Source organism: Albimonas sp. (genome assembly GCF_055129145.1).
In genome coordinates, this window is sequence record NZ_JBSRTQ010000009.1 from 34998 (window position 1) to 60454 (window position 25457).

The 25457-nt window shown below is 68.3% G+C and carries 36 protein-coding genes, 1 tRNA gene and 1 pseudogene; 3 read left to right on the plus strand and 35 right to left on the minus strand.

Going from position 1 to position 25457, the window contains the following annotated elements; translation table 11 throughout:
• The 32 genes and pseudogenes from crcB to tuf form a co-directional block, all read right to left on the minus strand.
• Positions 1-387 (minus strand): fluoride efflux transporter CrcB, encoded by a 387-nt coding sequence (crcB, locus tag ACTB72_RS02895; protein ID WP_463035478.1) that lies wholly within the window; start codon positions 385-387, stop codon positions 1-3.
• A 160-nt stretch (positions 388-547) separates the two neighbouring features.
• Entirely contained in the window at positions 548-1906 is a 1359-nt protein-coding gene (locus ACTB72_RS02900) for a replication-associated recombination protein A (protein WP_463035479.1), read from the minus strand.
• Complete coding sequence (locus ACTB72_RS02905) at positions 1903-3327, minus strand: trypsin-like peptidase domain-containing protein (protein ID WP_463035480.1); 1425 nt, start codon at positions 3325-3327, stop codon at positions 1903-1905. The genes ACTB72_RS02900 and ACTB72_RS02905 overlap by 4 nt, the downstream gene beginning before the upstream one ends.
• Positions 3328-3454: 127 nt before the next feature.
• Positions 3455-3877 (minus strand): 50S ribosomal protein L17, encoded by a 423-nt coding sequence (gene rplQ / locus ACTB72_RS02910; protein WP_463035481.1) that lies wholly within the window; start codon positions 3875-3877, stop codon positions 3455-3457.
• A gap of 135 nt (positions 3878-4012) precedes the next feature.
• Entirely contained in the window at positions 4013-4690 is a 678-nt protein-coding gene (locus ACTB72_RS02915) for a VPLPA-CTERM sorting domain-containing protein (protein WP_463035482.1), read from the minus strand.
• Between the two features lie 247 nt (positions 4691-4937).
• Positions 4938-5960 carry a DNA-directed RNA polymerase subunit alpha gene (locus tag ACTB72_RS02920; RefSeq protein WP_463035483.1) on the minus strand — a complete coding sequence of 341 codons (1023 nt, stop codon included), beginning with the start codon at positions 5958-5960 and terminating at the stop codon, positions 4938-4940.
• A 133-nt stretch (positions 5961-6093) separates the two neighbouring features.
• A complete protein-coding gene (gene rpsK, locus ACTB72_RS02925) occupies positions 6094-6483 on the minus strand; it encodes a 30S ribosomal protein S11 (protein ID WP_463035484.1) in 390 nt (129 codons plus the stop codon).
• A gap of 12 nt (positions 6484-6495) precedes the next feature.
• A complete protein-coding gene (rpsM, locus tag ACTB72_RS02930; RefSeq protein ID WP_463035485.1) occupies positions 6496-6864 on the minus strand; it encodes a 30S ribosomal protein S13 in 369 nt (122 codons plus the stop codon).
• Between the two features lie 287 nt (positions 6865-7151).
• Positions 7152-7802: an adenylate kinase gene (locus ACTB72_RS02935; RefSeq protein ID WP_463035486.1), complete on the minus strand. Its 651-nt coding sequence runs from the start codon at positions 7800-7802 to the stop codon at positions 7152-7154.
• Positions 7799-9139: a preprotein translocase subunit SecY gene (gene secY / locus ACTB72_RS02940; RefSeq protein WP_463035487.1), complete on the minus strand. Its 1341-nt coding sequence runs from the start codon at positions 9137-9139 to the stop codon at positions 7799-7801. Before secY ends, ACTB72_RS02935 begins: the two co-directional genes overlap by 4 nt.
• Before the next feature lie 97 nt (positions 9140-9236).
• Entirely contained in the window at positions 9237-9731 is a 495-nt protein-coding gene (gene rplO, locus ACTB72_RS02945; protein WP_463035488.1) for a 50S ribosomal protein L15, read from the minus strand.
• Positions 9732-9846: 115 nt separating this feature from the next.
• A complete protein-coding gene (gene rpmD, locus ACTB72_RS02950) occupies positions 9847-10035 on the minus strand; it encodes a 50S ribosomal protein L30 (RefSeq protein ID WP_463035489.1) in 189 nt (62 codons plus the stop codon).
• 11 nt (positions 10036-10046) lie between these two features.
• Positions 10047-10622 (minus strand): 30S ribosomal protein S5, encoded by a 576-nt coding sequence (gene rpsE, locus ACTB72_RS02955; RefSeq protein WP_463035490.1) that lies wholly within the window; start codon positions 10620-10622, stop codon positions 10047-10049.
• A gap of 10 nt (positions 10623-10632) precedes the next feature.
• A complete protein-coding gene (gene rplR / locus ACTB72_RS02960) occupies positions 10633-10992 on the minus strand; it encodes a 50S ribosomal protein L18 (RefSeq protein ID WP_463035491.1) in 360 nt (119 codons plus the stop codon).
• Positions 10993-11005: 13 nt separating this feature from the next.
• Positions 11006-11539 carry a 50S ribosomal protein L6 gene (rplF, locus tag ACTB72_RS02965; RefSeq protein ID WP_463035492.1) on the minus strand — a complete coding sequence of 178 codons (534 nt, stop codon included), beginning with the start codon at positions 11537-11539 and terminating at the stop codon, positions 11006-11008.
• Positions 11540-11552: 13 nt separating this feature from the next.
• Positions 11553-11951, minus strand: coding sequence for a 30S ribosomal protein S8 (gene rpsH, locus ACTB72_RS02970; RefSeq protein WP_463035493.1), 399 nt, complete (start codon positions 11949-11951; stop codon positions 11553-11555).
• A gap of 10 nt (positions 11952-11961) precedes the next feature.
• Positions 11962-12267, minus strand: coding sequence for a 30S ribosomal protein S14 (gene rpsN, locus ACTB72_RS02975; protein WP_463035494.1), 306 nt, complete (start codon positions 12265-12267; stop codon positions 11962-11964).
• Positions 12268-12287: 20 nt separating this feature from the next.
• The gene (gene rplE, locus ACTB72_RS02980) at positions 12288-12848 is read right to left on the minus strand and encodes a 50S ribosomal protein L5 (protein WP_463035495.1); all 561 of its coding nucleotides are present in this window, start codon (positions 12846-12848) and stop codon (positions 12288-12290) included.
• Positions 12841-13155: a 50S ribosomal protein L24 gene (rplX, locus tag ACTB72_RS02985; RefSeq protein ID WP_463035496.1), complete on the minus strand. Its 315-nt coding sequence runs from the start codon at positions 13153-13155 to the stop codon at positions 12841-12843. Before rplX ends, rplE begins: the two co-directional genes overlap by 8 nt.
• Positions 13155-13523, minus strand: coding sequence for a 50S ribosomal protein L14 (gene rplN, locus ACTB72_RS02990; protein ID WP_463035497.1), 369 nt, complete (start codon positions 13521-13523; stop codon positions 13155-13157). Before rplN ends, rplX begins: the two co-directional genes overlap by 1 nt.
• An 85-nt stretch (positions 13524-13608) precedes the next feature.
• Positions 13609-13845 carry a 30S ribosomal protein S17 gene (gene rpsQ / locus ACTB72_RS02995; RefSeq protein WP_463035498.1) on the minus strand — a complete coding sequence of 79 codons (237 nt, stop codon included), beginning with the start codon at positions 13843-13845 and terminating at the stop codon, positions 13609-13611.
• Positions 13846-13849: 4 nt separating this feature from the next.
• A complete protein-coding gene (gene rpmC / locus ACTB72_RS03000; protein ID WP_463035499.1) occupies positions 13850-14056 on the minus strand; it encodes a 50S ribosomal protein L29 in 207 nt (68 codons plus the stop codon).
• Between the two features lie 183 nt (positions 14057-14239).
• Positions 14240-14653, minus strand: a complete 414-nt coding sequence (gene rplP, locus ACTB72_RS03005; RefSeq protein WP_463035500.1) for a 50S ribosomal protein L16 — start codon at positions 14651-14653, stop codon at positions 14240-14242.
• Between the two features lie 23 nt (positions 14654-14676).
• Entirely contained in the window at positions 14677-15375 is a 699-nt protein-coding gene (gene rpsC, locus ACTB72_RS03010; protein WP_463035501.1) for a 30S ribosomal protein S3, read from the minus strand.
• Positions 15375-15788 carry a 50S ribosomal protein L22 gene (gene rplV / locus ACTB72_RS03015; protein ID WP_463035502.1) on the minus strand — a complete coding sequence of 138 codons (414 nt, stop codon included), beginning with the start codon at positions 15786-15788 and terminating at the stop codon, positions 15375-15377. Before rplV ends, rpsC begins: the two co-directional genes overlap by 1 nt.
• A 5-nt stretch (positions 15789-15793) precedes the next feature.
• A complete protein-coding gene (gene rpsS, locus ACTB72_RS03020; protein ID WP_092683993.1) occupies positions 15794-16072 on the minus strand; it encodes a 30S ribosomal protein S19 in 279 nt (92 codons plus the stop codon).
• 14 nt (positions 16073-16086) lie between these two features.
• Positions 16087-16926, minus strand: a complete 840-nt coding sequence (gene rplB / locus ACTB72_RS03025) for a 50S ribosomal protein L2 (protein ID WP_463035503.1) — start codon at positions 16924-16926, stop codon at positions 16087-16089.
• 78 nt (positions 16927-17004) lie between these two features.
• Complete coding sequence (locus tag ACTB72_RS03030) at positions 17005-17301, minus strand: 50S ribosomal protein L23 (protein ID WP_463035504.1); 297 nt, start codon at positions 17299-17301, stop codon at positions 17005-17007.
• Entirely contained in the window at positions 17298-17918 is a 621-nt protein-coding gene (gene rplD, locus ACTB72_RS03035) for a 50S ribosomal protein L4 (RefSeq protein WP_463035505.1), read from the minus strand. The genes ACTB72_RS03030 and rplD overlap by 4 nt, the downstream gene beginning before the upstream one ends.
• Positions 17915-18769: a 50S ribosomal protein L3 gene (gene rplC, locus ACTB72_RS03040; protein WP_463035539.1), complete on the minus strand. Its 855-nt coding sequence runs from the start codon at positions 18767-18769 to the stop codon at positions 17915-17917. The genes rplD and rplC overlap by 4 nt, the downstream gene beginning before the upstream one ends.
• An 8-nt stretch (positions 18770-18777) precedes the next feature.
• Positions 18778-19086, minus strand: coding sequence for a 30S ribosomal protein S10 (gene rpsJ / locus ACTB72_RS03045; protein ID WP_092684003.1), 309 nt, complete (start codon positions 19084-19086; stop codon positions 18778-18780).
• An 84-nt stretch (positions 19087-19170) separates the two neighbouring features.
• Positions 19171-20252: pseudogene (tuf, locus tag ACTB72_RS03050) on the minus strand (elongation factor Tu).
• Between the two features lie 110 nt (positions 20253-20362).
• Between tuf and ACTB72_RS03055 the strand changes: the two are divergent.
• Entirely contained in the window at positions 20363-20773 is a 411-nt protein-coding gene (locus ACTB72_RS03055; protein WP_463035506.1) for a GFA family protein, read from the plus strand.
• An 89-nt stretch (positions 20774-20862) separates the two neighbouring features.
• Here the strand turns inward: ACTB72_RS03055 and ACTB72_RS03060 are convergent.
• The 3 genes from ACTB72_RS03060 to ACTB72_RS03070 form a co-directional block, all read right to left on the minus strand.
• Positions 20863-20936, minus strand: a tRNA-Gly gene (locus ACTB72_RS03060).
• Between the two features lie 54 nt (positions 20937-20990).
• Positions 20991-21692, minus strand: coding sequence for an orotate phosphoribosyltransferase (locus ACTB72_RS03065; protein ID WP_463035507.1), 702 nt, complete (start codon positions 21690-21692; stop codon positions 20991-20993).
• Between the two features lie 286 nt (positions 21693-21978).
• Entirely contained in the window at positions 21979-23346 is a 1368-nt protein-coding gene (locus ACTB72_RS03070; protein ID WP_463035508.1) for an aspartate aminotransferase family protein, read from the minus strand.
• Positions 23347-23682: 336 nt separating this feature from the next.
• On the opposite strand from ACTB72_RS03070, the gene ACTB72_RS03075 reads away from it, so the two are divergent.
• Positions 23683-24426 carry an SDR family NAD(P)-dependent oxidoreductase gene (locus ACTB72_RS03075; protein ID WP_463035509.1) on the plus strand — a complete coding sequence of 248 codons (744 nt, stop codon included), beginning with the start codon at positions 23683-23685 and terminating at the stop codon, positions 24424-24426.
• A gap of 5 nt (positions 24427-24431) precedes the next feature.
• Positions 24432-25034: a DsbA family protein gene (locus ACTB72_RS03080; protein WP_463035510.1), complete on the plus strand. Its 603-nt coding sequence runs from the start codon at positions 24432-24434 to the stop codon at positions 25032-25034.
• The last annotated feature ends 423 nt before the right edge of the window (positions 25035-25457 follow it).

Here is a 25457-nt window from a genome sequence, read left to right on the forward strand (position 1 = left end):
TCAGGCCTCTCCGATGGCGGCGCGGGCGATGGCGAGCCCGGCCCAGAGCGCTATGATCGACACCGCCACCGAGCCAGCCATATAGGCCGTGGCGACGCCGAGCCGGCCGCGCTCGATCAGATACAGCGTGTCGAGCGAGAAGGCCGAGAAGGTGGTGAAGCCGCCGAGCAGCCCGGTCATCACCAGCGGCGCGAAGCGCGCCCAGGCGCCGGGCGCGCGTTCCATCAGCAGGACCGCGGCGACGCCCATGATGAGCGAACCGATGACGTTGACCCCGAACGTCCCCCAAGGAAACCCGTTCCCAAGCGTCCGTCCGGCCCAGCCGTAGAACAGGAATCGGAGCGTAGCGCCACAGGCGCCGCCGAGGGCGACGAGAATATAGGTCATGGCGGCCCTGATGCGCCGAAGCCGGCGGCGCGTCAAGCCGGGTTTCGGGCCGAGTTTCGGCTCCCACGGAGGCGCCACGCCCCCGGGGCATGCCGGGGTGGGCGAGCGGGAGGCTTGCCCCCAGGCAGGCTCGGGGGGCGGAGAGCGGGGAGCGCCCCGGTCAGGGGCTGTCCCCGCCCTGCCCGCCGCCGTCTCCGCGCCGCCGCGCCCTCAGTTTTTCGAAATACGCGACCCGCTTCGCCAGATCCCGCTCGAACCCCCGCTCCACCGGCTGATAAAGCGCCGGCCGCGCCATCCCGTCGGGGAAGTAGTTCTGCCCGGAGAACCCGTCCTCGGCATCGTGGTCGTAATCGTAGCCCGCCCCGTACCCCTGCTCTTTCATCAGCTTGGTCGGCGCATTCAGGATATGGGCCGGCGGCGGGGCCGAGCCGGTCTGTTTGGCCAGCGCCAGCGCGCCCTTCCAGCCCTTGTAGACGGCGTTGGATTTGGGGGCGAGCGCCAGGTGCACGATGGCCTCGGCCAGCGCCAGCTCCCCCTCCGGAGACCCCAGCCGCTCATAGGTCTCCCAGGCCGCGAGGCAGAGCCGCAGCGCATCGGGATCGGCGAGCCCGATATCCTCCGCCGCCATCCGTGTGATCCGCCGGGCGAGAAACCGCGGGTCCTCCCCCCCTTCGATCATCCGCGCCAGCCAGTAGAGCGCCGCATCCGGGTCAGACCCGCGCACCGATTTGTGCAGGGCCGAGATCAGGTTGTAATGCCCGTCCCCCGACTTGTCGTATTGCGCCGCCCGCCGGGTCAGCCGCCGCGACAGCGCCTCCCGGTCCACCGGCCCCGGCCCCATCCGGAACGCCTGCTCGGCGAGGTTCAAAAGCGCCCGCCCGTCGCCATCCGCCATCCCGACCAGCGCCTCGCGCGCGTCCGGCGTCAGCGGCAGCGGGCCTTCGGAGGCCTCGGCCCGCGCCAGCAGCCCCGCCATCGCCGCGTCGTCCAGCCGGTGCAGCACCAGCACCTGCGCGCGCGACAGCACGGCGGCGTTCAGCTCGAAGGACGGGTTTTCGGTGGTCGCGCCGACCAGCGTGATCACCCCCTGCTCCATATGCGGCAGGAACCCGTCCTGCTGGGCGCGGTTGAAGCGGTGGATCTCGTCGACGAAGAGCAGCGTGCCCGAGCCGTTGGCGAAGCGGATCCGCGCCGCCTCGAACACTTTTCTGAGCTCCGCCACGCCCGAGAATATCGCGGAGATCTGCACGAAGGCCCGGTCGGTCGCCTCGGCCAGCAGGCGCGCCATCGTGGTCTTGCCCACCCCCGGCGGGCCCCACAGGATCAAGGAGGGCAGATCGCGCGCCGCCACCATCTCGGCCAGCGGCCCGCCGGGGCCGAGCAGATGGTCCTGGCCGATCACCTCGTCGAGCGAGGTCGGGCGCAGCCGGTCGGCGAGCGGGCGCTTGCCGCCGCCGCCCTGCCCCGCCGCCGGCGGGTCGTCGTCGTCGCGCCCGCCGCCGAAGAGATCCGCGCTCATCGCCGGAACCGCAGGGCGCCGTGGCGGCCGTCGCGCTCGATCCGCACCTCCAGCGCGGCGGGGGCGCGGCGCGCCAGCCGGGCCAGCGCCCCGGCGCTCTCCACCGCCTGGCCGTTCACCGCCTGGATCACGTCGCCCACGCGAAAGCCCGAGCGCCCGGCCCCGGGCGCGACCTCGATCACCGCCACGCCTTCCGAGCCCAGCGGCAGGCCCAGTTCATGGCCCAAGGCCGGGTTCAGGTTGGCCACCGTCAGCCCGGCCAGCGGCGAGTCCCCGCCGATCATCTGCGGATCGCGCGCCGGGGTTTCGGGCGCCGCGACGAGGGTCAGCTCCGCCCTCCGCGCCTTGCCGCCCGAAAGATAGTCCACCTCCGCCACCTGGCCGAGCCCCAGGGCCGCCAGCCGGAATTCGAGCTCGGCCTGCGCCTCCACCGGCCGGCCGTCGATGGCGAGAATCACGTCGCCGCGCGCCAGCCCCGCCGCCGCGAAAGGCGACAGCGGATGGAGCTTCGCAATCACCAGCCCCTCGGGGTTCGCCATCCCCAGCGCCTCGGACATCGCCCCGTCGACCGCCTGTCCCGCAACACCCGACCAGGGCCGCGCCAGCGTGGTCCGTCCGGCCTCGGCCTGACGGACCACCTGGCGCACCAGAGCCGCCGGCACCGCGAAGCCGATGCCGATCGACCCGCCCGAACGGCTGAGGATCGCGGTGTTGATCCCCAGGAGCCGCCCTTGCATGTCGACCAGCGCGCCCCCCGAATTCCCCGGATTGATCGCCGCATCCGTCTGCAGGTAATACCCCGCCCCGCCGCCCGGCGCCGCGCGCGACCGCGCCAACGCCGAGACGATGCCCGAAGTCACCGTCTGCCCGACCCCGAACGGGTTGCCGATGGCGAGCACCAGGTCGCCGACCTCCACCCCCTCCGATTCCGGATCGCGCAGCTCCAGCGCCGGCAGGTCATGGGCGCCGACCAGCCGCAGCACCACCAGGTCGCTCTCGGGGTCCGACAGCATCACCTCCGCGTCGAATTCGCGGCGATCCGGCAGCACCGCCCGGATCTCTGTCGCGTCGCCGATCACGTGGTGGTTGGTCACCACCAGCCCGTCGCCGCGCACGATCACGCCGGAGCCGAGCGCGTTCTCCACCCGCCGCCCTCCCGGCATCGCCTGGCCGAAGAACCGCTCGAAGAACGGGTTGCCGGCGAACGGGTTGGGGCGGGAGGCGACGACGCGCCGGGCGTAGATGTTGACCACCGCCGGCGCCGCCGCCTTCACCACCGGCGCGTAGGAGAGCTGGACCTGCGCCATCGCCTCCGGCGCCACGCGGGGCGTCTCCGCCTGCGCCGGCGGCGGCGCGGCGCCCAGCATCGGGACCACGAGAGCCAGCGCGAGCGCGCGGCGGCGGATGGGGAATGGGGTCATCGGCGAAGCCTCCGTCAGGACCGGAACCTAGGCGCCGCGGCGGGCAAGCGAAAGGGCCGCCCCATTGCGGGGGCGGCCCTGATCGTCGCGGTCAGGATTTTCCGGCGGCCGAAGGGCCGGCGGCGGATCAATCCTCGGCCATCTCCAGCTCGGCGGCCACGCGGGCCTTGTCGCCGGCGCCCTTGGCGGCCGGATCGCGCTCGACCAGCTCGATGATCGCCATCGGCGCCATGTCGCCATAGCGGAAGCCGGCCTTGAGCACGCGGCAGTAACCGCCCGAGCGCTCCTTGTAGCGCGGCCCGAGAATGTCGAAGAGCTTCTTCACGGCGGCATCCTGGCGGATGTCGGCATGAGCCAGACGGCGGGCGTGCAGGTCGCCGCGCTTGCCGAGCGTGATCACCTTGTCGATGATGCGCTTCAGTTCCTTGGCCTTGGGCAGGGTCGTCTTGATCTGCTCATGTTCGATCAGCGAGCACACCATGTTCGCGAACATCGCCTTGCGATGCTCATGGGTGCGGTTCAGCTTGCGGTAACCATGTCCGTGACGCATGGGTCATTCCTTCTTCATGTTATGCTTTGTCCGGCCCCTCTCGTCGTCGGGGGGCCTCCTTGGGGCGTTCTGGCCCGGGTGGTCGGCGCGCATTACAGGAGGACGGCGGGGGCCGCAACCCCCCCGCCGTCCGGATCAGCTGCGCCGGCGGCGCAAGCGCGCCAGCCCGGCGAGGCCGATGACCAGCATCGGCGCGGCGGCGGGAAGCGGAACCGCCGACACGGGCGCTTCCGGCAGCGCCGCGGCGCCCGAGACGATCTCGAAGGTCTCGACCGAGGCGACGACCTTGTAGATCAGGCCGTCGATGATGCGGCTGTAGAAGAAATAGGACGTCGACGACGCCTCGGCGATGTCGAGGGACGCGGGCGGGTAGCCGTTGCCGTCCAGCATCGTCGGGCCGCCCGTGATGTAGACCGAGATGCCGGTGCTTTCGGGGAGACCTGCCGACACCGAAAGCGTGCTGCGGCTCGAGCTGTCGGAGACCTGGAAATAGCTCGACGTCACCGCCGACTCCGGCAGCACGAAGCCGCCGAACGTCGCCTCCAGCGACTCGGGGGCGCTGAAGTAGGTGCGGGAGGTCCCGGACCCGGACGATCCGGTCGGCTCGATCAGACCGATGACCGTCGCGGCGAAGTCGCCGACCTCGATGCCCTCGAAATGGTCGCCCGGATCGGGCACCGGGTCCCCGCCCGACGTGGCGACCTCCAGCGAGGTCACCGTGCCGGAGATGATCATCGAATAGAGCGGCGTGGCCGATGCGGAGGTCGCCGCCACGGCGAGGCCGATCGCCAGCGACAGAATACGTGGAAACATGGGAAACGCCTCGTCAAGCGGCGCAGCGGCCGAGCTTGGAACGCACAGGCCGACGCGCACATCGCGCCAGCTTTCCCAAGCTGCACGGCGCCCCAATTTCTTCAACTTTCATTCACAAGAATTAACCCCTCCGCCGCGAAACGCTGCGTTCGCAGCCTGGAAACGGCGAGGGGCGCCCCGTTTCCGGGGCGCCCCTGTCATCCTCGATCCGGTCCCCGGCGCCGTCAGGCGGCCCGGGCGGCGCGGCTCAGAACTGGTCTTCGTACTTGCGGGCCAGATCCTCGATGTTGTCCGGCGGCCAGTCCGGCACGTCCATTCCGAGGTGAAGGCCCATCTGCACGAGGACCTCCTTGATCTCGTTCAGCGACTTGCGGCCGAAGTTCGGGGTCCGGAGCATCTCCGCCTCGGTCTTCTGAACCAGGTCGCCGATATAGACGATGTTGTCGTTCTTCAGGCAGTTGGCCGAGCGGACCGACAGCTCCAGCTCGTCGACCTTCTTGAGCAGGACCGGCGGCGTGCCGGTGCCCAGCAGATCGTCGTCGTCGCCGCGCGAAGCCGACTCGGGCTCCTCGAAGTTGACGAACACCGAGAGCTGGTCCTGAAGGATGCGTGCGGCGTAGGCCACGGCGTCGTCCGGGGTGACCGAACCGTCGGTCTCCAGCGTCAGGGTCAGCTTGTCGTAGTCGAGCACCTGGCCCTCGCGGGTCGGCTCCACCTTGTAGCTGACCTTCTTGACCGGGCTGAACAGCGCATCGACCGGGATCAGGCCGATCGGCGCGTCCTCGGCCTTGTTGCGGTCGGCGGGGACGTAGCCCTTGCCGCTGTCCACGATCAGCTCGACATGGAAGCTCGCGCCTTCGTCGAGATGGCAGATCACGTGGTCGGGGTTCAGGACCTCGACGCCGGCGACCTCCTGGATCGACGCGGCCGTCACCAGGCCCGGCCCCTCGCCGCGCAGGGTGAGGCGCTTCGGCCCGTCGGTCTCGACCTTGACCGCGACGCCCTTGATGTTCAGGACGATGTCGGTCACGTCTTCGCGCACGCCGGCGACGGACGAGAACTCGTGCAGAACGCCGTCGATCTGAATCGAGGTCACCGCGCCGCCCTGGAGCGAGGACAGAAGGACGCGGCGCAGCGCGTTGCCGAGCGTGAGGCCGAAGCCCCGCTCAAGCGGCTCCGCCACGACGGTCGCCATGCGCTTGGGATCGGCGCCGGGGCGAATGTCGAGACCGGTGGGCCGGATGAGCTCCTGCCAGTTCTTATGGATCATGTTCGTCCTCCATTCGTGCCCGGGCGGGATCCGTTTCCGCGCCGTGCTTCCCGAGGAATTCTTGCTTGGGCCCGAAACGGCCTTAGGCCCGCGCGACGGGCGCGGGCCGAAAGCCTGCCAAATAGTCGCTGCGTCAGACGCGGCGACGCTTCGGCGGGCGGCAGCCGTTATGGGCGATCGGGGTCACGTCGCGAATGGAGGTGATGGTGAAACCCACCGCCTGCAGCGCCCGCAGCGCGCTCTCACGCCCGGAGCCGGGGCCCTGCACCTCGACTTCGAGCGTGCGCATCCCATGCTCCTGGGCCTTCTTGCCGGCGTCCTCGGCGGCGACCTGGGCGGCGTAGGGGGTCGATTTGCGCGACCCCTTGAAGCCCATGGCGCCCGACGAAGACCAGGCGATCGCGTTGCCCTGGGCGTCCGCGATAAGAACCTTGGTGTTGTTGAAAGAGGAGTTCACATGCGCCACACCGGACGAAATGTTCTTCCGCTCTTTCCGCTTAACGCGCTGCTTCTCGCGAGCCATCGAAGCTTCTCCTTACTTCTTCTTGCCGGCGATCGGCTTCGCCTTGCCCTTGCGGGTCCGGGCGTTGGTGTGGGTGCGCTGTCCGCGAACCGGAAGCTGGCGGCGATGCCGCAGGCCACGATAGCAGCCCAGATCCATCAGGCGTTTGATATTGACGGCGACCTCGCGGCGGAGGTCACCCTCGACCGCCAGGTTCCCGTCGATATACTCGCGGATGGCCAGGACTTCGGCGTCGGACAGCTCGTTGATGCGACGCGCGTCGGCGATGCCGACGGCGGAACAAATCTCCTTCGCGGAGCTCGGTCCGATACCGTGAATGTAGGTGAGAGCCACATGGGCCCTCTTGTTCGTCGGGATGTTCACGCCAGCAATGCGCGCCAAGGTCCGTCTCCGTCTCTCGTCCGGTCGTGCCCGGTGTTCCGTGATCCGTCCGCCCTTGCGGCGGGGCCGGCCGGGCTCATATTCCGTTCTCGGTCGTGACCGATGGGATCATGTCCCGCCGGCCATGGCGCCGGGCTGTGGAGCCCGGCGGAGCGTCCGCGCCGATTCTCCCGATCCGTGGACCGGAAGCGTCAGCGCGACTCTCCTGTGTTGGAGGCGCGGAGTATATGAAGGGTCCGGGGCGCGTCAACCCTTGGTCGACGACCTTTTCGGATTCCCTTCGGGCCTCACCCTTCCAACGCGTCTCTCAGCTGCGCCGCCACCTCGTCCGGGGCGGCCATGCCGTCCACGCGCGCGAGCATGCCCTTGGCCCAATAGTAACCGATCAGGGGCGAGGTGTCGCGATAATACGCCATCAGGCGCGTGCGCATGGATTCGGCGTTGTCGTCGGGGCGACGCTTGAAGCTGTCCACCGCCCCGCATTTGTCGCAAGTGTCCGCCTTGGCCGGCGGATGGGCGGTGTCGTGATAGACTTCGCCGCACACGCCGCAGGTGAAGCGGCCGGACACGCGGTCCACCAGCGCCTCGTCGTTCACCCGCATCTCCACCACGGCGCTGAGTTTCAGTCCGTCCTTCTCAAGCAGCTCCCCCAGCGCGTCGGCCTGGGCCAGCGTGCGAGGGAACCCGTCGAAGATCACGCCCTTGGCCGCGGCCCCGTTCTCGAGCTGCTCCTGGATCAGGCCGATGACGATCTCGTCCGTCACCAAGGCGCCGCGCGCCATGACGTCGGCGACGACCTTGCCCATCTCCGAGCCGGAGGCCTGCGCCTCCCTCAGCATGTCGCCGGTGGAGAGCTGGACCATGCCCCGCTCCTCGACCAGGCGACGCGCCTGGGTGCCCTTGCCCGCCCCTGGGGGCCCAAGCAGAATGATGTTCATCTCTTCTTCTTCCCCCGTCGTCCGAGCCGGGACTTTTCAATAAGTCCTTCATATTGATGCGCGAGCAGGTGGCTCTGTACCTGGGTCACGGTGTCCATGGTCACGGAGACCACGATCAGGAGCGAAGTGCCCCCGAAATAGAATGGAATCGCCAGCTCCGAGATCAGGATCTCCGGCATCACGCAGATCACCGCGAGATAGAGCGCGCCGACCGCCGTGAGCCGCGTGAGCACATAGTCGAAATAATCCGAGGTGCGCTTGCCCGGACGGATGCCCGGCACGTAGCCGCCGTTCTTCTTGAGATTGTCCGCCACCTCGTCCGGGTTGAACACCACGGACGTGTAGAAGAAGGCGAAGAACACGATCAGACCCACGAAGGCGAGCAGGTAGAGCGGCTGTCCGCGGCCCAGATAGGCCCCCACATAGCTCATCCAGCCCGACGCCCCGCCATCCGCCGAGAAGCCGGCCACGGTGGCGGGCAGCAGCAGCAGCGACGACGCGAAGATCGGCGGGATCACGCCGGCGGTGTTGACCTTGAGCGGCAGGAACGAGTTCTCGCCCCCGTACATCCGCTGGCCGACCTGACGCTTGGGGTATTGCACGAGGATGCGCCGCTGGGCGCGCTCGATATAGACCACGGCCGCGATCACCAGGACCGCGCCGACCATCACGCCGAGAATCACCGCCGCGGGCAGCTGCCCGGTGCGGCCGAGCTCGAAGAGCTGGGCCATCGCGGTGGGCAGATGGGCGACGATGCCAACGTAGATGATCAGCGAGATGCCGTTGCCGATGCCGCGCGCGGTGATCTGCTCGCCCAGCCACATCAGGAACATGGTGCCCCCGACCAGGGTGATCACCGTGGAGGCGCGGAAGAACCAGCCGGGATCGAGCGCCAGGCCCTGCCCCTCCAGCCCGACCGCGATGCCATACGCCTGGAAGGCCGCCAGGATCACCGTGCCGTAGCGGGTGTACTGGTTCATCTTCCGCCGCCCGGCCTCGCCGTCCTTCTTCAGGGCTTCGAGCTGGGGCACCATGGAGCTCATCAGCTGCATGATGATCGAGGCGGAGATGTACGGCATGATGCCGAGGGCGAAGATCGCCATGCGGCTTACGGCGCCGCCGGCGAACATGTTGAAGACGCCCAGAATGCCGGACTGGGTCTGTTCGACGAATCGCGCGAGCTGGATCGGATCGATGCCGGGCATGGGGATGTAGGTCCCCAGCCGGTAGATCACGAGCAGCCCCAGCGCGAACAGAATCCGGTTCTGAAGCTCCTTGGCCTTGCCGAAGGTGCTCCAGCTCAGGTTCTGGGCCATCTGCTCGGCGGCGGACGCCATGGCGCTCTCCCTGAAACGATCAAAGCGACGCCGCCGGGGGACGAGCCCCGCGGCGGCGTCGCGCGTTAATTAATCGACGGGCGGGATGCCCGCAATGTCATTCCGCGGTCTCGGTCGACGCAGGCTCGGCCGCAGGCGAGAGCACCGTGATCTTGCCGCCGGCCGCCTCGACGGCCGCGATGGCCGATTTCGACGCGCCGGTGACCTCGATGGAGAGGCCCTTGGGGCAGTCGCCGCGGCCCAGAAGGCGGATGCCGTCCAGCTTGCGGCGCACCAGGCCCGAGGCGACCAGGGCGGCCTCGTCGATCGGCTTGGAACCGTCGAGCTTCCCGGCCTCGATGAACTTGACCAGAACGTCGAAGTTCACCACCGAGAAATCCTTGCGGAAGATGTTGGTGAAGCCGCGCTTGGGCAGGCGACGATAGAGGGGCATCTGCCCGCCTTCGTAGCCGTTGATCGCGACGCCCGAACGGGACTTCTGACCCTTGATGCCCCGACCGGCGGTCTTGCCCTTGCCGGAGCCGGGGCCGCGGCCGACGCGCTTCTTCTTGCGCGTGGCGCCGGGATTGTCGCGAAGTTCATGAAGCTGCATGACGCTTTTCCTTTTCGTCGGACCCACGCCGCGGCGTCATCCGCGGGGGCCATCGACCTGACGGGAAAAGGGGCCGCATTGAAGCGGCCCCTTCTTTTGGGTGCGAGCGGGCGGTTCAGCCGCGCTCTTCGACGATCTTCGCGAGATGCGGGATCGACTCGACCATGCCGCGCACGGAGGGCGTGTCCTCGAGCTCGCGGGTCTTGTGCATCTTGTTCAGCCCGAGACCCACGAGGGTCGCGCGCTGCTTGGCGGGGCGGCGGATCGGCGAACCGATCTGCTTCACGACGATGGTTTTGGCCATTTCGCTCTCCCTCACGCTTCCGCCGCTTCGGCATCAGCCGGAGCGTTGTCGCGCTTGGGCAGAATGTCGGAGACCTTCTTGCCCCGGCGCGCCGCCACGTGACGGGGCGAAGACTCTTCCTTCAGCCCGTCGATGGTCGCGCGGATCATGTTGTAGGGGTTCTGGGACCCGATGGACTTCGCCACCACGTCCTGAACGCCCAGCATCTCGAACACGGCGCGCATCGGACCGCCGGCGATGATGCCGGTGCCCTGCGGCGCGGTCCGCATCACCACCTTGCCGGCGCCGTGATGGCCCCGGACGTCGTGATGCAGCGTCCGACCTTCCCGCAGGGGCACCCGGATCAGGCCGCGCTTGGCCTGCTCGGTCGCCTTGCGGATCGCCTCGGGGACTTCGCGGGCCTTGCCCTTGCCGAAGCCCACGCGGCCCTTCTGGTCGCCCACGACCACCAGAGCCGCAAAGCCGAAGCGCTTGCCACCCTTGACGGTCTTGGAGACGCGGTTGATGGCGACGAGCCGATCCTGGAATTCCGGATCCTCGTCGCGCTCGCGACGGCGTCCACCGCCGCGGTTGTCTTCCCTGGCCATGATCGCCTCCTCAGAACTTCAGGCCGCCTTCACGGGCGGCGTCGGCGAGCGCCTTGACCTTCCCGTGAAAGAGGTAGCCGCCGCGGTCGAACACGACCTCCTCGACGCCGGCGGCTTTCGCACGCTCGGCGATCGCGGAACCGATCTTGGCCGCGGCTTCCTTGTTGTTCTTCCCGATCACGCCCAGGGCGGACTCGAGGCTCGACGCGGAGCAGAGCGTCTTGCCCTGCAGATCGTCGATCACCTGGACCGAGATATTCTTGTTCGAACGGTGCACCGACAGGCGGAGCTTGCCGTTCGAAACTTTCCGCAGACGGCTGCGCACACGCTGGCGGCGCCGCTGGAACAGTTCACGCTTGGTCAAAGCCATTACGACGCCTCCTTTACTTCTTCTTGCCTTCCTTGCGGAAGATATATTCGCCCTTGTAGCGAATGCCTTTGCCCTTGTAGGGCTCCGGCGCGCGCCACTCACGGATATTCGCGGCGACCTGCCCGACCTTCTGCTGGTCGATGCCGGTGATCGCGATTTCGGTCGGCTTGGCGCAGACGATGTCGATCCCCTCGGGGATCTGGTATTCGACATCATGCGAATAGCCGAGCGCGAGCTTCAGAACCTTGCCCTGGACCGCGGCGCGATAGCCGACGCCCTGGATCTCGAGCTCTTTCTTGAAGCCTTCGGTGACGCCCGTGACCAGGTTCTGAACCTGGGTGCGGGACATCCCCCACTGCTGGCGCGAGCGCTTGGAGAGACCGCGGGGTTTCACCGAAACCGCGTTGTCCTCCAGCTTCACGTCCACGTCGTCCGTGGCGGTGAAGGAGCGGACGCCCTTCGGGCCTTTGACCTCGACGGTCTGGCCCGAAATGGTCGCCGTCACGCCGCTGGGAAGCTCGATCGGCTTCTTTCCGATGCGGGACATTACTGCGCCCTCCTCAGAACACGGTGCACAGGACTTCGCCACCGACATTGTCGGCGCGAGCCTGCGCATCGGACATGACGCCCCGGGGGGTCGAGACGATGGCGACGCCCAGGCCCTGACGGACCGAGGGCAGCTCGCTCACGCCCGAATACACCCGACGGCCCGGCGTGGAGACGCGCTTGATCTCCTTGATCACCGGCAGGCCGTCGAAATACTTCAGGCTGATCTCGAATTCCGGAAGGCCGCGGGGGCCTTCGGAGGGCTCGTAGCCGCGGATGTAGCCTTCGGACTGGAGAACCTCCAGAACCCGGGCGCGCATCTTCGAGGCCGGCGTGCGGACGGTCGACTTGAACCGCATCTGCGCGTTGCGGATGCGGGTCAGCATATCGCCGATGGGATCGTTCACAGACATGCGTCGCTCCTCACCAGCTCGACTTCACCATGCCCGGGATCTGGCCGATGGAGGCGTAATCCCGGAGCGCGATGCGCGACATCTTCAGCTTGCGATAATAGGCGCGCGGACGGCCCGTCACTTCGCAGCGGTTGTGCAGGCGGGTCGCGGAAGAGTTCCGCGGCAGCTTCGCCAGCTTCATGGACAGCTTCACCCGATCCGAGAGCTTCAGCTCGGGATCGCGGATCTGCTCTTTCAGGGCGGCGCGACGAGCGGCATACTGGTCGACCAGTTTCTGCCGCTTCTTTTCGCGCTCGATCATGCTCACTTTGGCCATATCGAAATCCTTCCGCGCGATCAGTTCGTGAAGGGCATGTTGAAAAGCTTCAACAGCGCCTTGGCTTCCGCGTCCGTGCGCGCGGTGGTCGCGATCACGATGTCCATGCCCCAGATCTGGTCGATCTTGTCATAGGCGATCTCGGGGAACACCAGGTGCTCCTTCAGACCCATCGCGTAATTGCCCCGGCCGTCGAAGGCGGTGGCCTTGACGCCCCGGAAGTCGCGCACGCGCGGCAGAGCCACGGTGATCAGACGGTCCAGGAAATCATACATCCGGTCCCGGCGCAGCGTGACCTTGACGCCGAGCGGCATCTCCTCACGCACCTTGAAGCCGGCGATCGACTTCTTGGCCTTGGTGATGACGGGCTTCTGGCCGGCGATGGCCATCATGTCGTCATGCGCGGACTTGATCTTCTTCGAGTCGGAAACGGCCTCGCCGACGCCCATGTTCAGGACAACCTTGTCCAGACGCGGGATCATCATCTCGTTCTTGTAACCGAACTCTTCCTTCATCGCCGGACGCACCACATCGTGGTAGTGGGCCCGAAGGCGCGGCGAATACGCGGCGGCGTCAAGCATCGACGATCTCCCCGGACTTCTTGGCGAAGCGCACTTTCTTGCCGTCGACCGTCTTGAAGCCGACGCGGGTCGGCCCGCCGGTCTTGGGGTCGATCAGCGCCAGGTTCGACAGGTCGATGGTCGCTTCCTTGGAGATGCGGCCGCCCTGCGCCTGCGCCGTCTGGCGCTGGTGACGAACCACCATGTTGATGCCCTGCACGAAGGCCTTGCCCTCGGTCGGCATCACGCGAAGGATCTCGCCTTCGTTGCCCTTGTCGCGGCCCGCGATGACCACGACGCGGTCGCCCTTCTTGAGCTTCGCAGCCATCAGAGGACCTCCGGCGCCAGCGAGATGATCTTCATGAAGTTCTTGGCGCGCAGCTCACGGACCACCGGCCCGAAGATGCGGGTGCCGATCGGCTCGCCGTTGTTGTTCAGCAGCACCGCGGCGTTGTCGTCGAAGCGGATGGCGGTGCCATCGGCGCGACGCACTTCCTTGGCGGTGCGGACGACGACGGCCTTGCGGACCTCGCCCTTCTTCACACGGCCCCGCGGAATGGCCTCCTTGACGGAGACCACGATGATGTCGCCGACCGAAGCGTATTTCCGCTTCGCGCCGCCGAGCACCTTGATGCACTGAACCCGACGCGCGCCGCTGTTGTCAGCGACCGTCAGGTTGGTCTGCATCTGGATCATGGCAGGTTCTCCCGACCTGCGGAGACGACGCTCTCGGCGCGCCCCGCGGTTTCGACGTAAGCCCGGATGGCGTGGTCAGCGAGGCTCACGCCTCGTCGAGCACGACCTCCCAGGTTTTGCTCTTGGACTTCGGCGGGCATTCGCGAATGCGCACCGTCTCGCCCGGCTTGCAGACGTTGTTCTCGTCATGGGCATGGTAGCGCTTGGACGAACGGACGGTCTTCTTCATCAGCGGATGGGTGAAGCGACGCTCCACCAGCACCGTGATGCTCTTGTCGTTCTTGTCCGAAACGACGGTGCCCTGAAGAATGCGGCTCGGCATATGTTCAGGCCTCCTGGGCGGCCGCGGCCGCCTTCTGGTTCAGAATGGTGTGGACCCGCGCCACATCGCGACGGACGTCGCGCATGCGGGCGGTGTTCTCGTTCTGGCCGGTGGCGGCCCGGAAGCGGAGGTTGAACGCCTCCTTCTTCAGCGCGGCGAGCTCCTCGCGCAGCTGATCGGGCGTCTTCTCGCGCAGATCGGCGGCTTTCATCAGCCCACGTCCTCTTTCTCGCGTTCCCAGGGTCGGCATTCCGAACCCGTCGGCATGGCGCCGACCGCGGCGCCCCTGCTACCAAAATCTCGGGGCCGGTCTAACCCGGCCCCGGATCCATTCTCTACGTCGTGACATTCGCGCGACGCCGATGACGGCGGCCCGGTTCCCCGGGCCCCTTGGTCACCAGTCTTCGCGCTGAACGAATCGGCACTTGATGGGCAGCTTCATGGCCGCCAATCGGAGGGCCTCCCGTGCCACAGGTTCGGTCACCCCGTCAATCTCGAACATGACGCGGCCCGGCTTCACCTTCGCGGCCCAGTACTCGACCGAGCCCTTGCCCTTGCCCATGCGCACCTCGGTGGGCTTCTGGGTGACGGGCACGTCGGGGAAGATCCGGATCCACACGCGACCCTGCCGCTTCATGTGGCGGGTCATCGCGCGTCGGGCGGCCTCGATCTGGCGCGCGGTGATGCGCTCCGGCTCGATGGCCTTCAGCCCGAAGGCCCCGAAATTGAGATCGGTTCCGCCCTTGGCCAGACCGTGGATACGGCCCTTGTGCTGCTTGCGGAACTTCGTGCGCTTCGGCGACAGCATTTCAGTTGCTCCTCAGCTCAGGCTCAATTGCGGGAAGGACGCGAGGCGCCTTCCTGCATTTCCTGCTGCCGGCGATCCCGCGCCTGCGGATCGTGGTCCATGACCTCGCCCTTGAAGATCCAGGTCTTGATCCCGATGATCCCGTAGGCGGTCTTGGCTTCCACGTGGGCGTAGTCGATGTCGGCCCGCATGGTGTGCAGGGGCACGCGGCCCTCGCGATACCATTCGGTCCGCGCGATCTCGGCGCCGCCCAGACGGCCGGCGGCGTTGATGCGGATCCCGAGGGCGCCCATGCGCATGGCGCTCTGCACCGCGCGCTTGATCGCCCGGCGGAAGGCCACGCGACGCTCGAGCTGCTGGGCGATGTTCTCGCCGACCAGCTGCGCGTCGATCTCGGGCTTGCGGACCTCGAGGATGTTCAGGTGCAGCTCGGAGGCGGTCAGCTTGGCCACTTCCTTGCGCAGCTTCTCGATGTCCGCGCCCTTCTTGCCGATGATCACGCCGGGACGCGCCGTGTAGATCGTCACCCGGCACTTGCGGTGCGGACGCTCGATCACGATGCGGCTGATGCCGGCGTTGGCGCAGGTCTTGCGAATGAACTCGCGGATCCGGAGATCCTCGTGGAGCAGCGCCCCGTAGTCCTTGTTGTTCGCGAACCAGCGGCTGTCCCAGGTCCGGTTGATCTGGAGCCGGAACCCGATCGGATTGACCTTGTTACCCATCAGGCGTTCTCCTCGACCTGCTCGACCGGCTCGACCGGGGCAGCCACGGCTTCGACCTGACGCACCTTGATGGTGATCTGGCTGAACGGCTTCTCGATCTTGCCGAACCGGCCCCGGGCGCGCGGACGACCGCGCTTGAGGACCAGGTTCTTGCCGACATAGGCTTCGGCGACGATCAGCTCGTCGACATCCAGCCCGTGGTTGTTCTCGGCGTTCGCGATGGCCGACTGAAGCGTCTTGCGCACGTCCTGCGCGATCCGCTTCTTCGAGAAGGCCAGCTCGTTGAGCGCGCGCGCCACCGGCTTCTTGCGGATCAGGCCCGCAACAAGGTTGAGCTTGCGCGGCGACGTGCGCAGCTGCTTGCTGATCGCCATCGCCTCGTTATCCGCGCGGCGGTTGGAAGACTTGGTCATCGCCCTTACCTCCGCTTGGCTTTTTTATCGGCCGCATGGCCGTAATAGGTCCGGGTCGGCGAGAACTCGCCGAATTTGTGACCGATCATGTCCTCGGTGACGTTCACCGGGATATGCTTCTGACCATTGTAGACGCCGAACGTCAGACCGACGAACTGCGGCAGAATGGTGGACCGGCGCGACCAGATCTTGATCACTTCGGCTCGGGTCGACTGGCTCGCCTTCTCCGCCTTTTTCAAGACGTAGGAGTCGACGAACGGGCCTTTCCAGACGGAACGTGCCATCTATTCGTCCCTCCTCAGCGGCCGCTCTTGCGGGCGTGCCGCGAGCGGATGATGTATTTCTGCGTGGACTTGTTCTTACGAGTCCGGGTGCCCTTGGTATCCTTGCCCCAGGGCGTGACCGGAGTCCGGCCGCCCGAGGTGCGGCCTTCGCCGCCGCCATGGGGGTGATCGATGGGGTTCATCGCCACGCCGCGCACCGAGGGGCGCTTGCCCTGGTGACGGGTCCGGCCGGCCTTGCCGAAGTTCTGGTTCGAGTGGTCCGCGTTCGACACGGCGCCGATCGTGGCCATGCACTCCTGACGGACCATGCGCAGTTCGCCCGACGACAGCCGGATCTGCGCGTAGCCGCCATCGCGACCCACGAACTGGGCGTAGGCGCCGGCGGAACGGGCGATCTGCCCGCCCTTGCCCGCCTTCAGCTCGATGTTGTGCACGATCGAGCCGACGGGAATGCCGGAGAACGGCATCGAGTTGCCCGGCTTCACATCGACCTTGGCGCCCGCGACGACCTTGTCGCCGATCGCCAGCCGCTGGGGAGCCAGAATGTAGGCCTGCTCGCCGTCCTCATACTGGATGAGGGCGATGAACGCGGTGCGGTTGGGATCGTATTCGATCCGCTGCACTTCGGCCGAGATGTCCCACTTCCGCCGCTTGAAGTCGACGATGCGGTAGAGCCGCTTGGCCCCGCCGCCGATCCGCCGAGCGGTGATGCGTCCGGTGTTGTTACGTCCGCCCTTCTTCGTGAGGCCCTGGGTGAGCTTCTTGAGAGGGCGACCCTTGAACAGCTCCGAACGGTCGATCAGAACCAGCCCGCGCTGGCCCGGCGTCGTGGGATTATAGGATTTCAACGCCATCTTGCTGTCTTCCGTTGCCGTCCAGGTCCGAACCGCGGTTCGGGGTCCCGGGGAATTGAGTCAGCGCGATGACCGGGCTCAGAGCCCGGTCGTCACGTCGATCGTGTTGCCGTCCTGAAGGGTCACATACGCCTTCTTGACGTCCTTGCGGCGGCCGGGCTTGCCCTTGAACTTCTTGACCTTGCCCTTGGTCACGGAGGTGTTCACCGCCTTGACCTTGACGCCGAACAGCGTCTCCACCGCTTCCTTGATCTTCGGCTTGGTGGTGTCCATCGCCACCTCGAAGACCACCGCGTTCTGCTCCGAAGCCATCGTCGCCTTTTCGGTGATGATCGGCTTGCGGATGATGTCGTAGAGTTCCGGCTTCACGCTCATTTCAGTCGAGCCTCCAGGGCTTCAACGCCGGCGCGCGTCAGCACCAGCATGTCCCGCCGCAGGATGTCGTAGACGTTCGCGCCCTGCGAGGGAAGCACGTCCACGTCGGCGATGTTCTGCGCGGCCAGACGGAAGTTCGACTGGATCTCCGCGCCGTCGAGCACCAGGGCCTTCTTCAGCCCCAGCTTTTCGAAGCCGGACTGCAGGACCTTGGTCTTGGCCTGGTCGAGCTCCGCCTTCTCGATCACGATCAGCTTGCCGTCCTTGGCTTTCGCCGAGAGCGCCAGCTTCAGACCGAGCTTGCGGACCTTCTTGGGCAGGTCATGCGCATGGGAGCGCACGACCGGACCCTTGGCGTTGCCGCCGTGGCGGAACTGGGTCACGCCCTTGTCGCCATGACGCGCGCCGCCGGTGCCCTTCTGACGATAGATCTTCTTCGTCGAGTAGGAGACCTCGCCGCGGGTCTTGGTCTTGTGCGTCCCCGCCTGGCGCTTGGCGAGCTGCCAGCGCACGACGCGGTGCAGGATGTCGGCGCGCGGCTCGAGGCCGAAGATCGCGTCGGAGAGTTCGATCTCCCCCGAGGCGCCCGCGTCGAGAGTAACGACTTCGGTCTTCATTTGTCGTCGCCTCCTTCCGGGGCATCGCCGGCGGCGTCGCTCGACGCTTCGGCTTCGTTCAGCGCAGCGTCCTGCGCCGCGGCTTCCGCGGCGAGACGCTCGGCCTCGGCGGCTTCGGCTTCCGCGGCGGCGGCGGCGGCGGCGGCTTCGGCGGCCTTGGCGGCCTCCGCGGCGGCCGAACGCAGGGCGGCCGGCAGGATCACGTTATCCGGCGTGACCTTCTTGACCGCGTCGCGGATGGTGACCCAACCGCCGCGCGAGCCCGGAACCGCGCCCTTGACCATGACCAGGCCGCGATCGGCGTCGGTCTTGACCACCTGCAGGTTCTGCACGGTCACGCGGGCGGAGCCCATGTGGCCGGCCATCTTCTTGCCCTTGAACACCTTGCCGGGGTCCTGGCACTGGCCGGTCGAGCCATGCGAGCGGTGCGAAACCGACACGCCGTGCGACGCGCGAAGCCCGCCGAAGTTGTGCCGCTTCATGGCGCCCGCGAAGCCCTTGCCGATCGAGGTGCCGGCGACGTCGACGAACTGACCCGCGAAGTAGTGGTCGGCCGTGATCTCTTCGCCGACCCCGATCAGATTCTCGGGGGCGACGCGGAACTCGGCCAGCTTGCGCTTGGGCGCCACCGACGCCTTGGCGAAGTGGCCCCGCATCGGCTGGGACACATTCTTGGCCTTGGCCTCGCCCGCGCCGAGCTGGACGGCGGAGTAGCCGTCCTTGTCGGACGTGCGCTGGGCCACGACCTGGACATTCTGCATGTGAAGCACGGTGACAGGGATCTGCCGGCCGTCTTCCATGAAAAGCCGGGTCATGCCCAGCTTCTTCGCGATAACTCCGGAGCGCATAATTCGTCTCCTCAGAGCTTGATTTCGACGTCGACGCCGGCGGCGAGGTCGAGCTTCATCAGCGCGTCCACCGTCTGCGGCGTCGGGTCCACGATGTCGAGCAGCCGCTTGTGGGTGCGGATCTCGAACTGCTCGCGGGACTTCTTGTCGATATGCGGGCCGCGCAGGACCGTGAACTTCTCGATCTTGTTCGGCAGCGGGATGGGTCCGCGAACCGTGGCGCCGGTCCGCTTCGCGGTGTCGACGATCTCCTGCGTGCTGGCGTCCAGCACGCGGTAGTCGAACGCCTTGAGGCGGATCCTGATGTTCTGGCCTTGCATGGCACAAACCTTTTCGATGGCAGGAAACTCAATGCGAAGGCCGGGGGAAGCATTCCCCCGGCCGCCGAGAGCAGAACTGCCAGGTTACTCGATGATCTTGGAGACGACGCCTGCGCCGACGGTGCGGCCGCCTTCGCGGATGGCGAAGCGGAGCTTCTCTTCCATCGCGATCGGGGCGATCAGCTGCACCGTGAACTTCAGGTGAAGAACGGCGTGTGGCGACCGCCCTCCTCCTTGGTGAGGATGTAGGCCTCGGCCTCGAACTTGGTGTGCGGCTTCACCGAACCCGGCTTGCACAGCACCTGGCCGCGCTCCACGTCCTCGCGGCCGATGCCGCGCAGCAGCGCGCCCACGTTGTCGCCCGCTTCGCCGCGGTCCAGCAGCTTGCGGAACATCTCGACGCCGGTGACGATCGTCTTGCGGTTGGCGCGGATGCCGACGATCTCGATCTCCTCGCCGACGGTGACCACGCCGCGCTCGATGCGCCCGGTGACCACGGTGCCGCGGCCGGAAATCGAGAACACATCCTCGATCGGCATCAGGAACGGCTGGTCGATCGGACGCTCGGGCGTCGGGATGAACTCGTCGACCGCATCCATCAGGGCGCGGATCGAGGTCTCGCCGATCTCGGGATCGGTGCCGTTCATCGCCGCAAGGGCCGAGCCCTTGACGATCGGGATGTCGTCGCCGGGGAAGTCGTAGGACGACAGGAGCTCGCGCACCTCCATCTCCACCAGCTCGATCAGTTCCTCGTCGTCGACCTGGTCGACCTTGTTCAGGTAGACCACCAGCGCCGGCACGCCGACCTGGCGGGCGAGCAGGATGTGCTCGCGCGTCTGCGGCATCGGGCCGTCGGCGGCGTTCACCACCAGGATGGCGCCGTCCATCTGCGCCGCGCCGGTGATCATGTTCTTCACGTAGTCGGCGTGACCCGGGCAGTCGACATGCGCGTAGTGGCGCGCCGGCGTCTCGTATTCGACATGCGCCGTCGAGATCGTGATCCCGCGGGCCTTCTCTTCCGGCGCGCCGTCGATCTGGTCGTAGGCCCGGAATTCGCCGAAATACTTGGTGATCGCCGCCGTCAGCGTGGTCTTGCCGTGGTCGACGTGACCGATCGTGCCGATGTTAACGTGCGGCTTGTTGCGCTCGAATTTCGCCTTACCCATCAAGCGGGCCTGCGCGGGATGAATTGCGCGCGGGCCCGCGCCGTGATCCGATGCGCAGGCCACGCAAGACCGCGGCGCGGACCGCGGCGCGAACCGGGAGGAGAACGACCATGGCGATCACGGGCGGATGCTATTGCGGCGCGACGCGCTACGAGGCGGCCGGAGATCCGGCGATGAAGGCGCAATGCCATTGCCGGGAATGCCAGTACATCTCGGGCGGCGGGCCGAACTACTTCATGATGATGCCGGAGGACGGGTTCGCCTGGACGCAGGGAACCCCCGCGACCTTCGCCCGCACCGATATCGAGAACGCGCGCACCCGCGAATACTGCCCGACCTGCGGCACGCACATGACCACCCGCCTGCCCGGTCGGCCGCTGGTGGTGCTGAAGGTCGGCACCCTCGACGATCCGGCCGGAGCCTATGGCGGGCCGGAGATGGCGATCTTCACCTGCGACGCCCAGCCCTTCCATCAGCTGCCCGAGGGCAAGCCCGCCTTCGACAAGCTGCCCACGCGCTGACCCCGAGGCGTCCGGTCGATTCGACCGGGCGCCGCCGCGTCGGCGGTTCGGTCGGCACGCAGGCGCAGGCAGGCCCAGGACGGAGGGATTGGAGCGGGCGGCGGGAATCGAACCCGCACGTTCAGCTTGGAAGGCTGACAGGCTACCACTACATCACGCCCGCCTCGGGCCCGGACCTACGTCCCGCCGGGCCCGCCGTCAAGAACCCGCAGGCGGCTCAGTCGGGCCCGGCCTTGCCGCCATGGGCCGCGGACCAGACGTAGGGATCGGCGAGGAACGCCTCCACCTGGTCGAGCGTGGCCGCGTCGAACTTGCGCCCCAGATGATCGCCGGCCCTGGCCAGCGCCAGCACGTCGCGCCAGGAGGCGAGGTTGTGCAGGGCGAGCCCGTCCTTCGCGAGGTTGGCCCGCGCGCCCGGAAACACGTCGTAGAAGAACAGCACCAGCGTGTCGGTGCACTCCGCCCCGGCCTTGCGCAGCGCCTCGGCGAAGACCAGCTTGGAGCCGCCGTCGGTGGTCAGATCCTCGACCAGCAGGACGTTGGCGCCTTCCTCGAAGAACCCCTCGATCTGGGCGCCCTTGCCGAAACCCTTGGGCTTCTTGCGCACATAGAGCATCGGCAGACCCATCCGCTCGGCGATCCAGGCGGCGAAGGGGATGCCGGCGGTCTCGCCGCCCGCCACCGCGTCGAACTTCTCCATGCCTGCGTCGCGCAGCACCCGCGCGGTGGCGAGGTCCATCAGGGTGGATCGCACCCGGGGGAACGAGATCAGCTTGCGGCAGTCGATATAGACCGGCGAGGCGAGCCCGGAGGTCAGCTTGAACGGCTCGTCGGCGCGGAAGTTCACCGCCTCGACCTCCAGCAGCGCGCGCGCGGTCAGTTCGGCGGCCAGGGCGGGGTCATGGTAGGCGAAGGACATGGCGCGTCTCCGGGAGCTCGGGGCCTGGGCGCGAGATCGGGCCAGGCGGAGGAACGGGGAGGGACGCGGACGGGCCGCCCCCACGGGGTTCCGATTAGCCGCTGACCGGAGCGGAGGAAAGCCCGCCGCGCGCCACAGGGGCCGCGAGGGGGGCGGACGGTCCCCGATGCCGTGCGCTCGACCTCGGCCGTGGCCTTCGCCGCGGCCCTGGCTGCGCCCCTGGGCCGCGGCGCTCTCCTCCCGCATCGCGGCGCGCGCCCGCCCGTCCCAGCCCGCTGCGGCCCGCTCAGGCGCGCCCCAGCGCCCGGCGGATGGCGGCGGCGGCGCGGGCCGCGGCCTCGTCGATCTCGGCTTCCGAGCAGATGAAGGGCGGCGCCAGCAGCACGTGATCGCCGCAACGGGCGGGGGCGCCGTCCGGTTCGATCCATTCCGCCCCGGCCGACGGGTAGCAGACCAGCCCGCCTTCCATGCCCTCGGCCTTCACCCGCTCGGCGAGGCCGGCGGCCGCCGGGAACGGCGCGCCGGTCGCGCGATCGGCCACCAGTTCGACCGCCCGGAAGAGGCCGCGTCCGCGGATATCGGCCACGTTCGGATCGTCGCCCAGCTCGGCGCGCAAGGCGGCGTCGAGGCGGGCGCCCAGCGTTTCGACCCGCGCGATCAGCCCGTCGGCCTCGATCGTCTCCAGCACCGCCAGCGCCCCGGCGCAGGCGAGCGCGTGGGACATGTAGGTGTGCCCGTTGGCGAGCCGCCCCGACCCCGCCCGCAGCGCGCCCGCGACCCGGGCGGAGACGAGCACCGCCGACACCGGCAGATAGCCCGCGCCCAGGCCCTTGGCGACGACGATCAGGTCGGGGGCGATCCCCTCCGCCTCGAACGCGAAAAGCGTGCCGGTGCGCCCCATGCCGCACATCACCTCGTCCGCGATCAGCAGCGCGCCGTCCGCGTCGCAGATCTCGCGGATCCGGGCGAAGTAGCCCGCGGGGGCCGTGACGGCGCCGAGCGACGCGCCCGACACGGTCTCGGCGGCGAAAGCCGCCGTGCGGCCCGGCCCGTTGGCGGCGAGCGCGGCGTGGAGACCCTGGGCGGCGCGGGTCGCGTAATCCGCCTCCGCCTCTCCATTGCGGGCGAGGCGGAAGGCGAAGGCGGCGGGCGCGCGCGCCACGTCCATCAGCATCGGCGCATAGGGCGCGCGGCGCGAGGGGTGCCCGCCCAGCGCCAGCGCGCCGAGCGTATTGCCATGATAGGCCATGTCGCGGGCGACGAAGCGGTCGCGGGCGGGCTCGCCGACCTCCAGCCAGTATTGCCGGGCGAGCTTGATCGCAGCCTCCATCGCCTCCGACCCCGAGCCGAGGAACAGCGCGGCGCCGCCCCGGAACGTCGCCGGGGCGCGGGCGAGCAGCGCTTCGGCCAGCGCCTCGGAGGGTTGGTTGGCGAAGAAGCCGGAATGGGCGTAGGCGAGCCGGCCGGCCTGCGCGCGGATCGCCTCCACCACGCGCGGATGGGCATGGCCGAGGCACGAGACCGCGGCGCCCCCCGACGCGTCCAGCCAGCGCCGGCCGCAGGCGTCCTCGATCCACGCCCCCTCGCCCGCGACCGCCATCGGCAGGGCCGCGTCGAGCACGCGGTGCATGACCGGGGAGAAGGATGCGTTCATGGCGAGGCTCCGGCGGAGAGGTTTTCGAACCAACCTTCGACGCGGGCCGGGATCGGGTCAACGGCGGGATGACGGCTATCGCCGCCGAAGGGGCGCGACGATCTTAGCGGTCGCCCACCGGTCGGCGATGTTCCGCGAGACGGGGCGGGCACGCCACCGACGGCGTGTCATCTTCGGCCCGCGCCGCCATTGGCCCAAATCGCGCGACCGGCGGCTTCGGGATCGTCGCAACGTTCCGAGGCGCATGGCTCAAGTTGAATTCCTTTTGGGAACTCACTAGGCTCTCCGAAAGGCCCGGCGCCATGCCGGCCTGCAAGAAACCGGACGGGGAGCGAGATGCACGAAAAAAACGCCACGGTGGCCATCGTCGGCGCCGGCAGCTTCATCGGCGCGGCCATCGCGAAGCGCTTCGCGCGCGAAGGCTTCGCGGTCCATCTGGGGCGGCGCAACGGCGACAAGCTCGGCCCGCTGATCGACGAGATCGCGGCCGCCGGCGGGCGCGCCACCGGACGCAGCCTCGACGCCCGCACGCCCGAGGACGTCGCCGCCTTCCTCGACGAGGCCGACGCCGCGGCCCCGCTGGAGGTCTGCATCTTCAACATCGGCGGCAACGTGAATTTCCCGCTGACCGAGACCACCGACCGCGTGTTCCGCAAGGTCTGGGAGATGGCCTGCTTCGCCGGCTTCGTCACCGGCCGCGAGGCGGCGCGGATCATGGTTCCGCGCGGCCGGGGCGCGATCTTCTTCACCGGGGCCACGGCGTCCTTGCGCGGCGGTTCGGGCTACGCCGCCTTCGCCGCGGCCAAGTTCGGCCTGCGCGCCGTCGCCCAGGCCGCGGCGCGCGAACTCGGCCCGAAGCGGATCCACGTGGCGCATCTGATCATCGACGCCGGCGTCGACACCGACTTCGTGCGCGCCCGCATCGCGGACCGCGAGGGGCCCGACGCGCTCGAGAACCTCGCCCCCGGACGGCTGCTCGACCCCGCCTCGGTGGCCGAGACCTACTGGTCGCTCTATGCCCAGTCGCCCGACGCCTGGACCTTCGAAACCGAAATCCGCCCCTTCGGCGAGAAATGGTGACCCCCATGACGCCTGTGGAATTCCTGTTCGACTTCGGCAGCCCCAACGCCTTCTTGTGCCATCGCGTGATCCCCGAGATCGCGGCGCGGACCGGGGCGAGGTTCGTGCATGTGCCGATCCTGCTGGGGGGCGTGTTCAAGGCCACGGGCAACGTATCGCCGATGCAGGCCTTCGCCGGCGTGCCGGCCAAGCTCGCCTATCAGAGCCGCGACATGGAACGGTTCGTCGAGGCGCACGGCATCGACGACTACCGCCGCAATCCGCATTTCCCGGTCAACACGCTGGCCCTGATGCGCGGCTGCTACGCAGCGAAGCGGCTGGGGGTGTTCGAGCCCTATCTGGACGCGGCCTACCGCGCGATGTGGGTCGACGGGCTGAAGATGGACGATGCGGACGTGATCCTCGCGGCGCTGAACGCGGCGGGCCTCGACGGGGCGGCGCTGATGACGCTCGCCCAGGCGCCCGACGTGAAGGCCGAGCTGGTCGCCGCGACCCAGGCGGCGGTGGAGCGCGGCTGCTTCGGCTCCCCCACCTTCTTCGTGGGCGAGGAGATGTGGTTCGGCAAGGAGCGGCTGGAGGAGGCCGCGGCCGCGGCGCGCGCCGCCTGACCGGATGCGTCGCCCCCCGCGCGCCGCTCGACGCAAGCCATGCGCGCCGCGACAGGGCTCAATGGCGGGAGAGAGTTCGCGACCTCCGCCGATGGTTCCCTGCGCGACGCTTGACCCGGACGACGCGGAGGCATAATTATCCTGACAACAGTCAGGTCAAACGCGGCGCACCGCACGACGCCGCGCGATCGGGAGGATAAGGGAATGTCGCTTGGGTTCGGCCCTCAAGGTCCGACCGCGGACGCCGCGCGTTCGCGCCCGGCCTCCGTCGGGGACGCCCGGTCGTCGGGCCCCGCGCGCATCGCCCTTCCCTTCCCCCCGACCCCCGATGCCACGCCGACCCCGCGCCTTGCGCGCGACCTCCCGTGGGCCTGCGTCCCGCGTCGCCAAACCCGTCGCCTGACGCCCGCCCGCCGCCCCGCC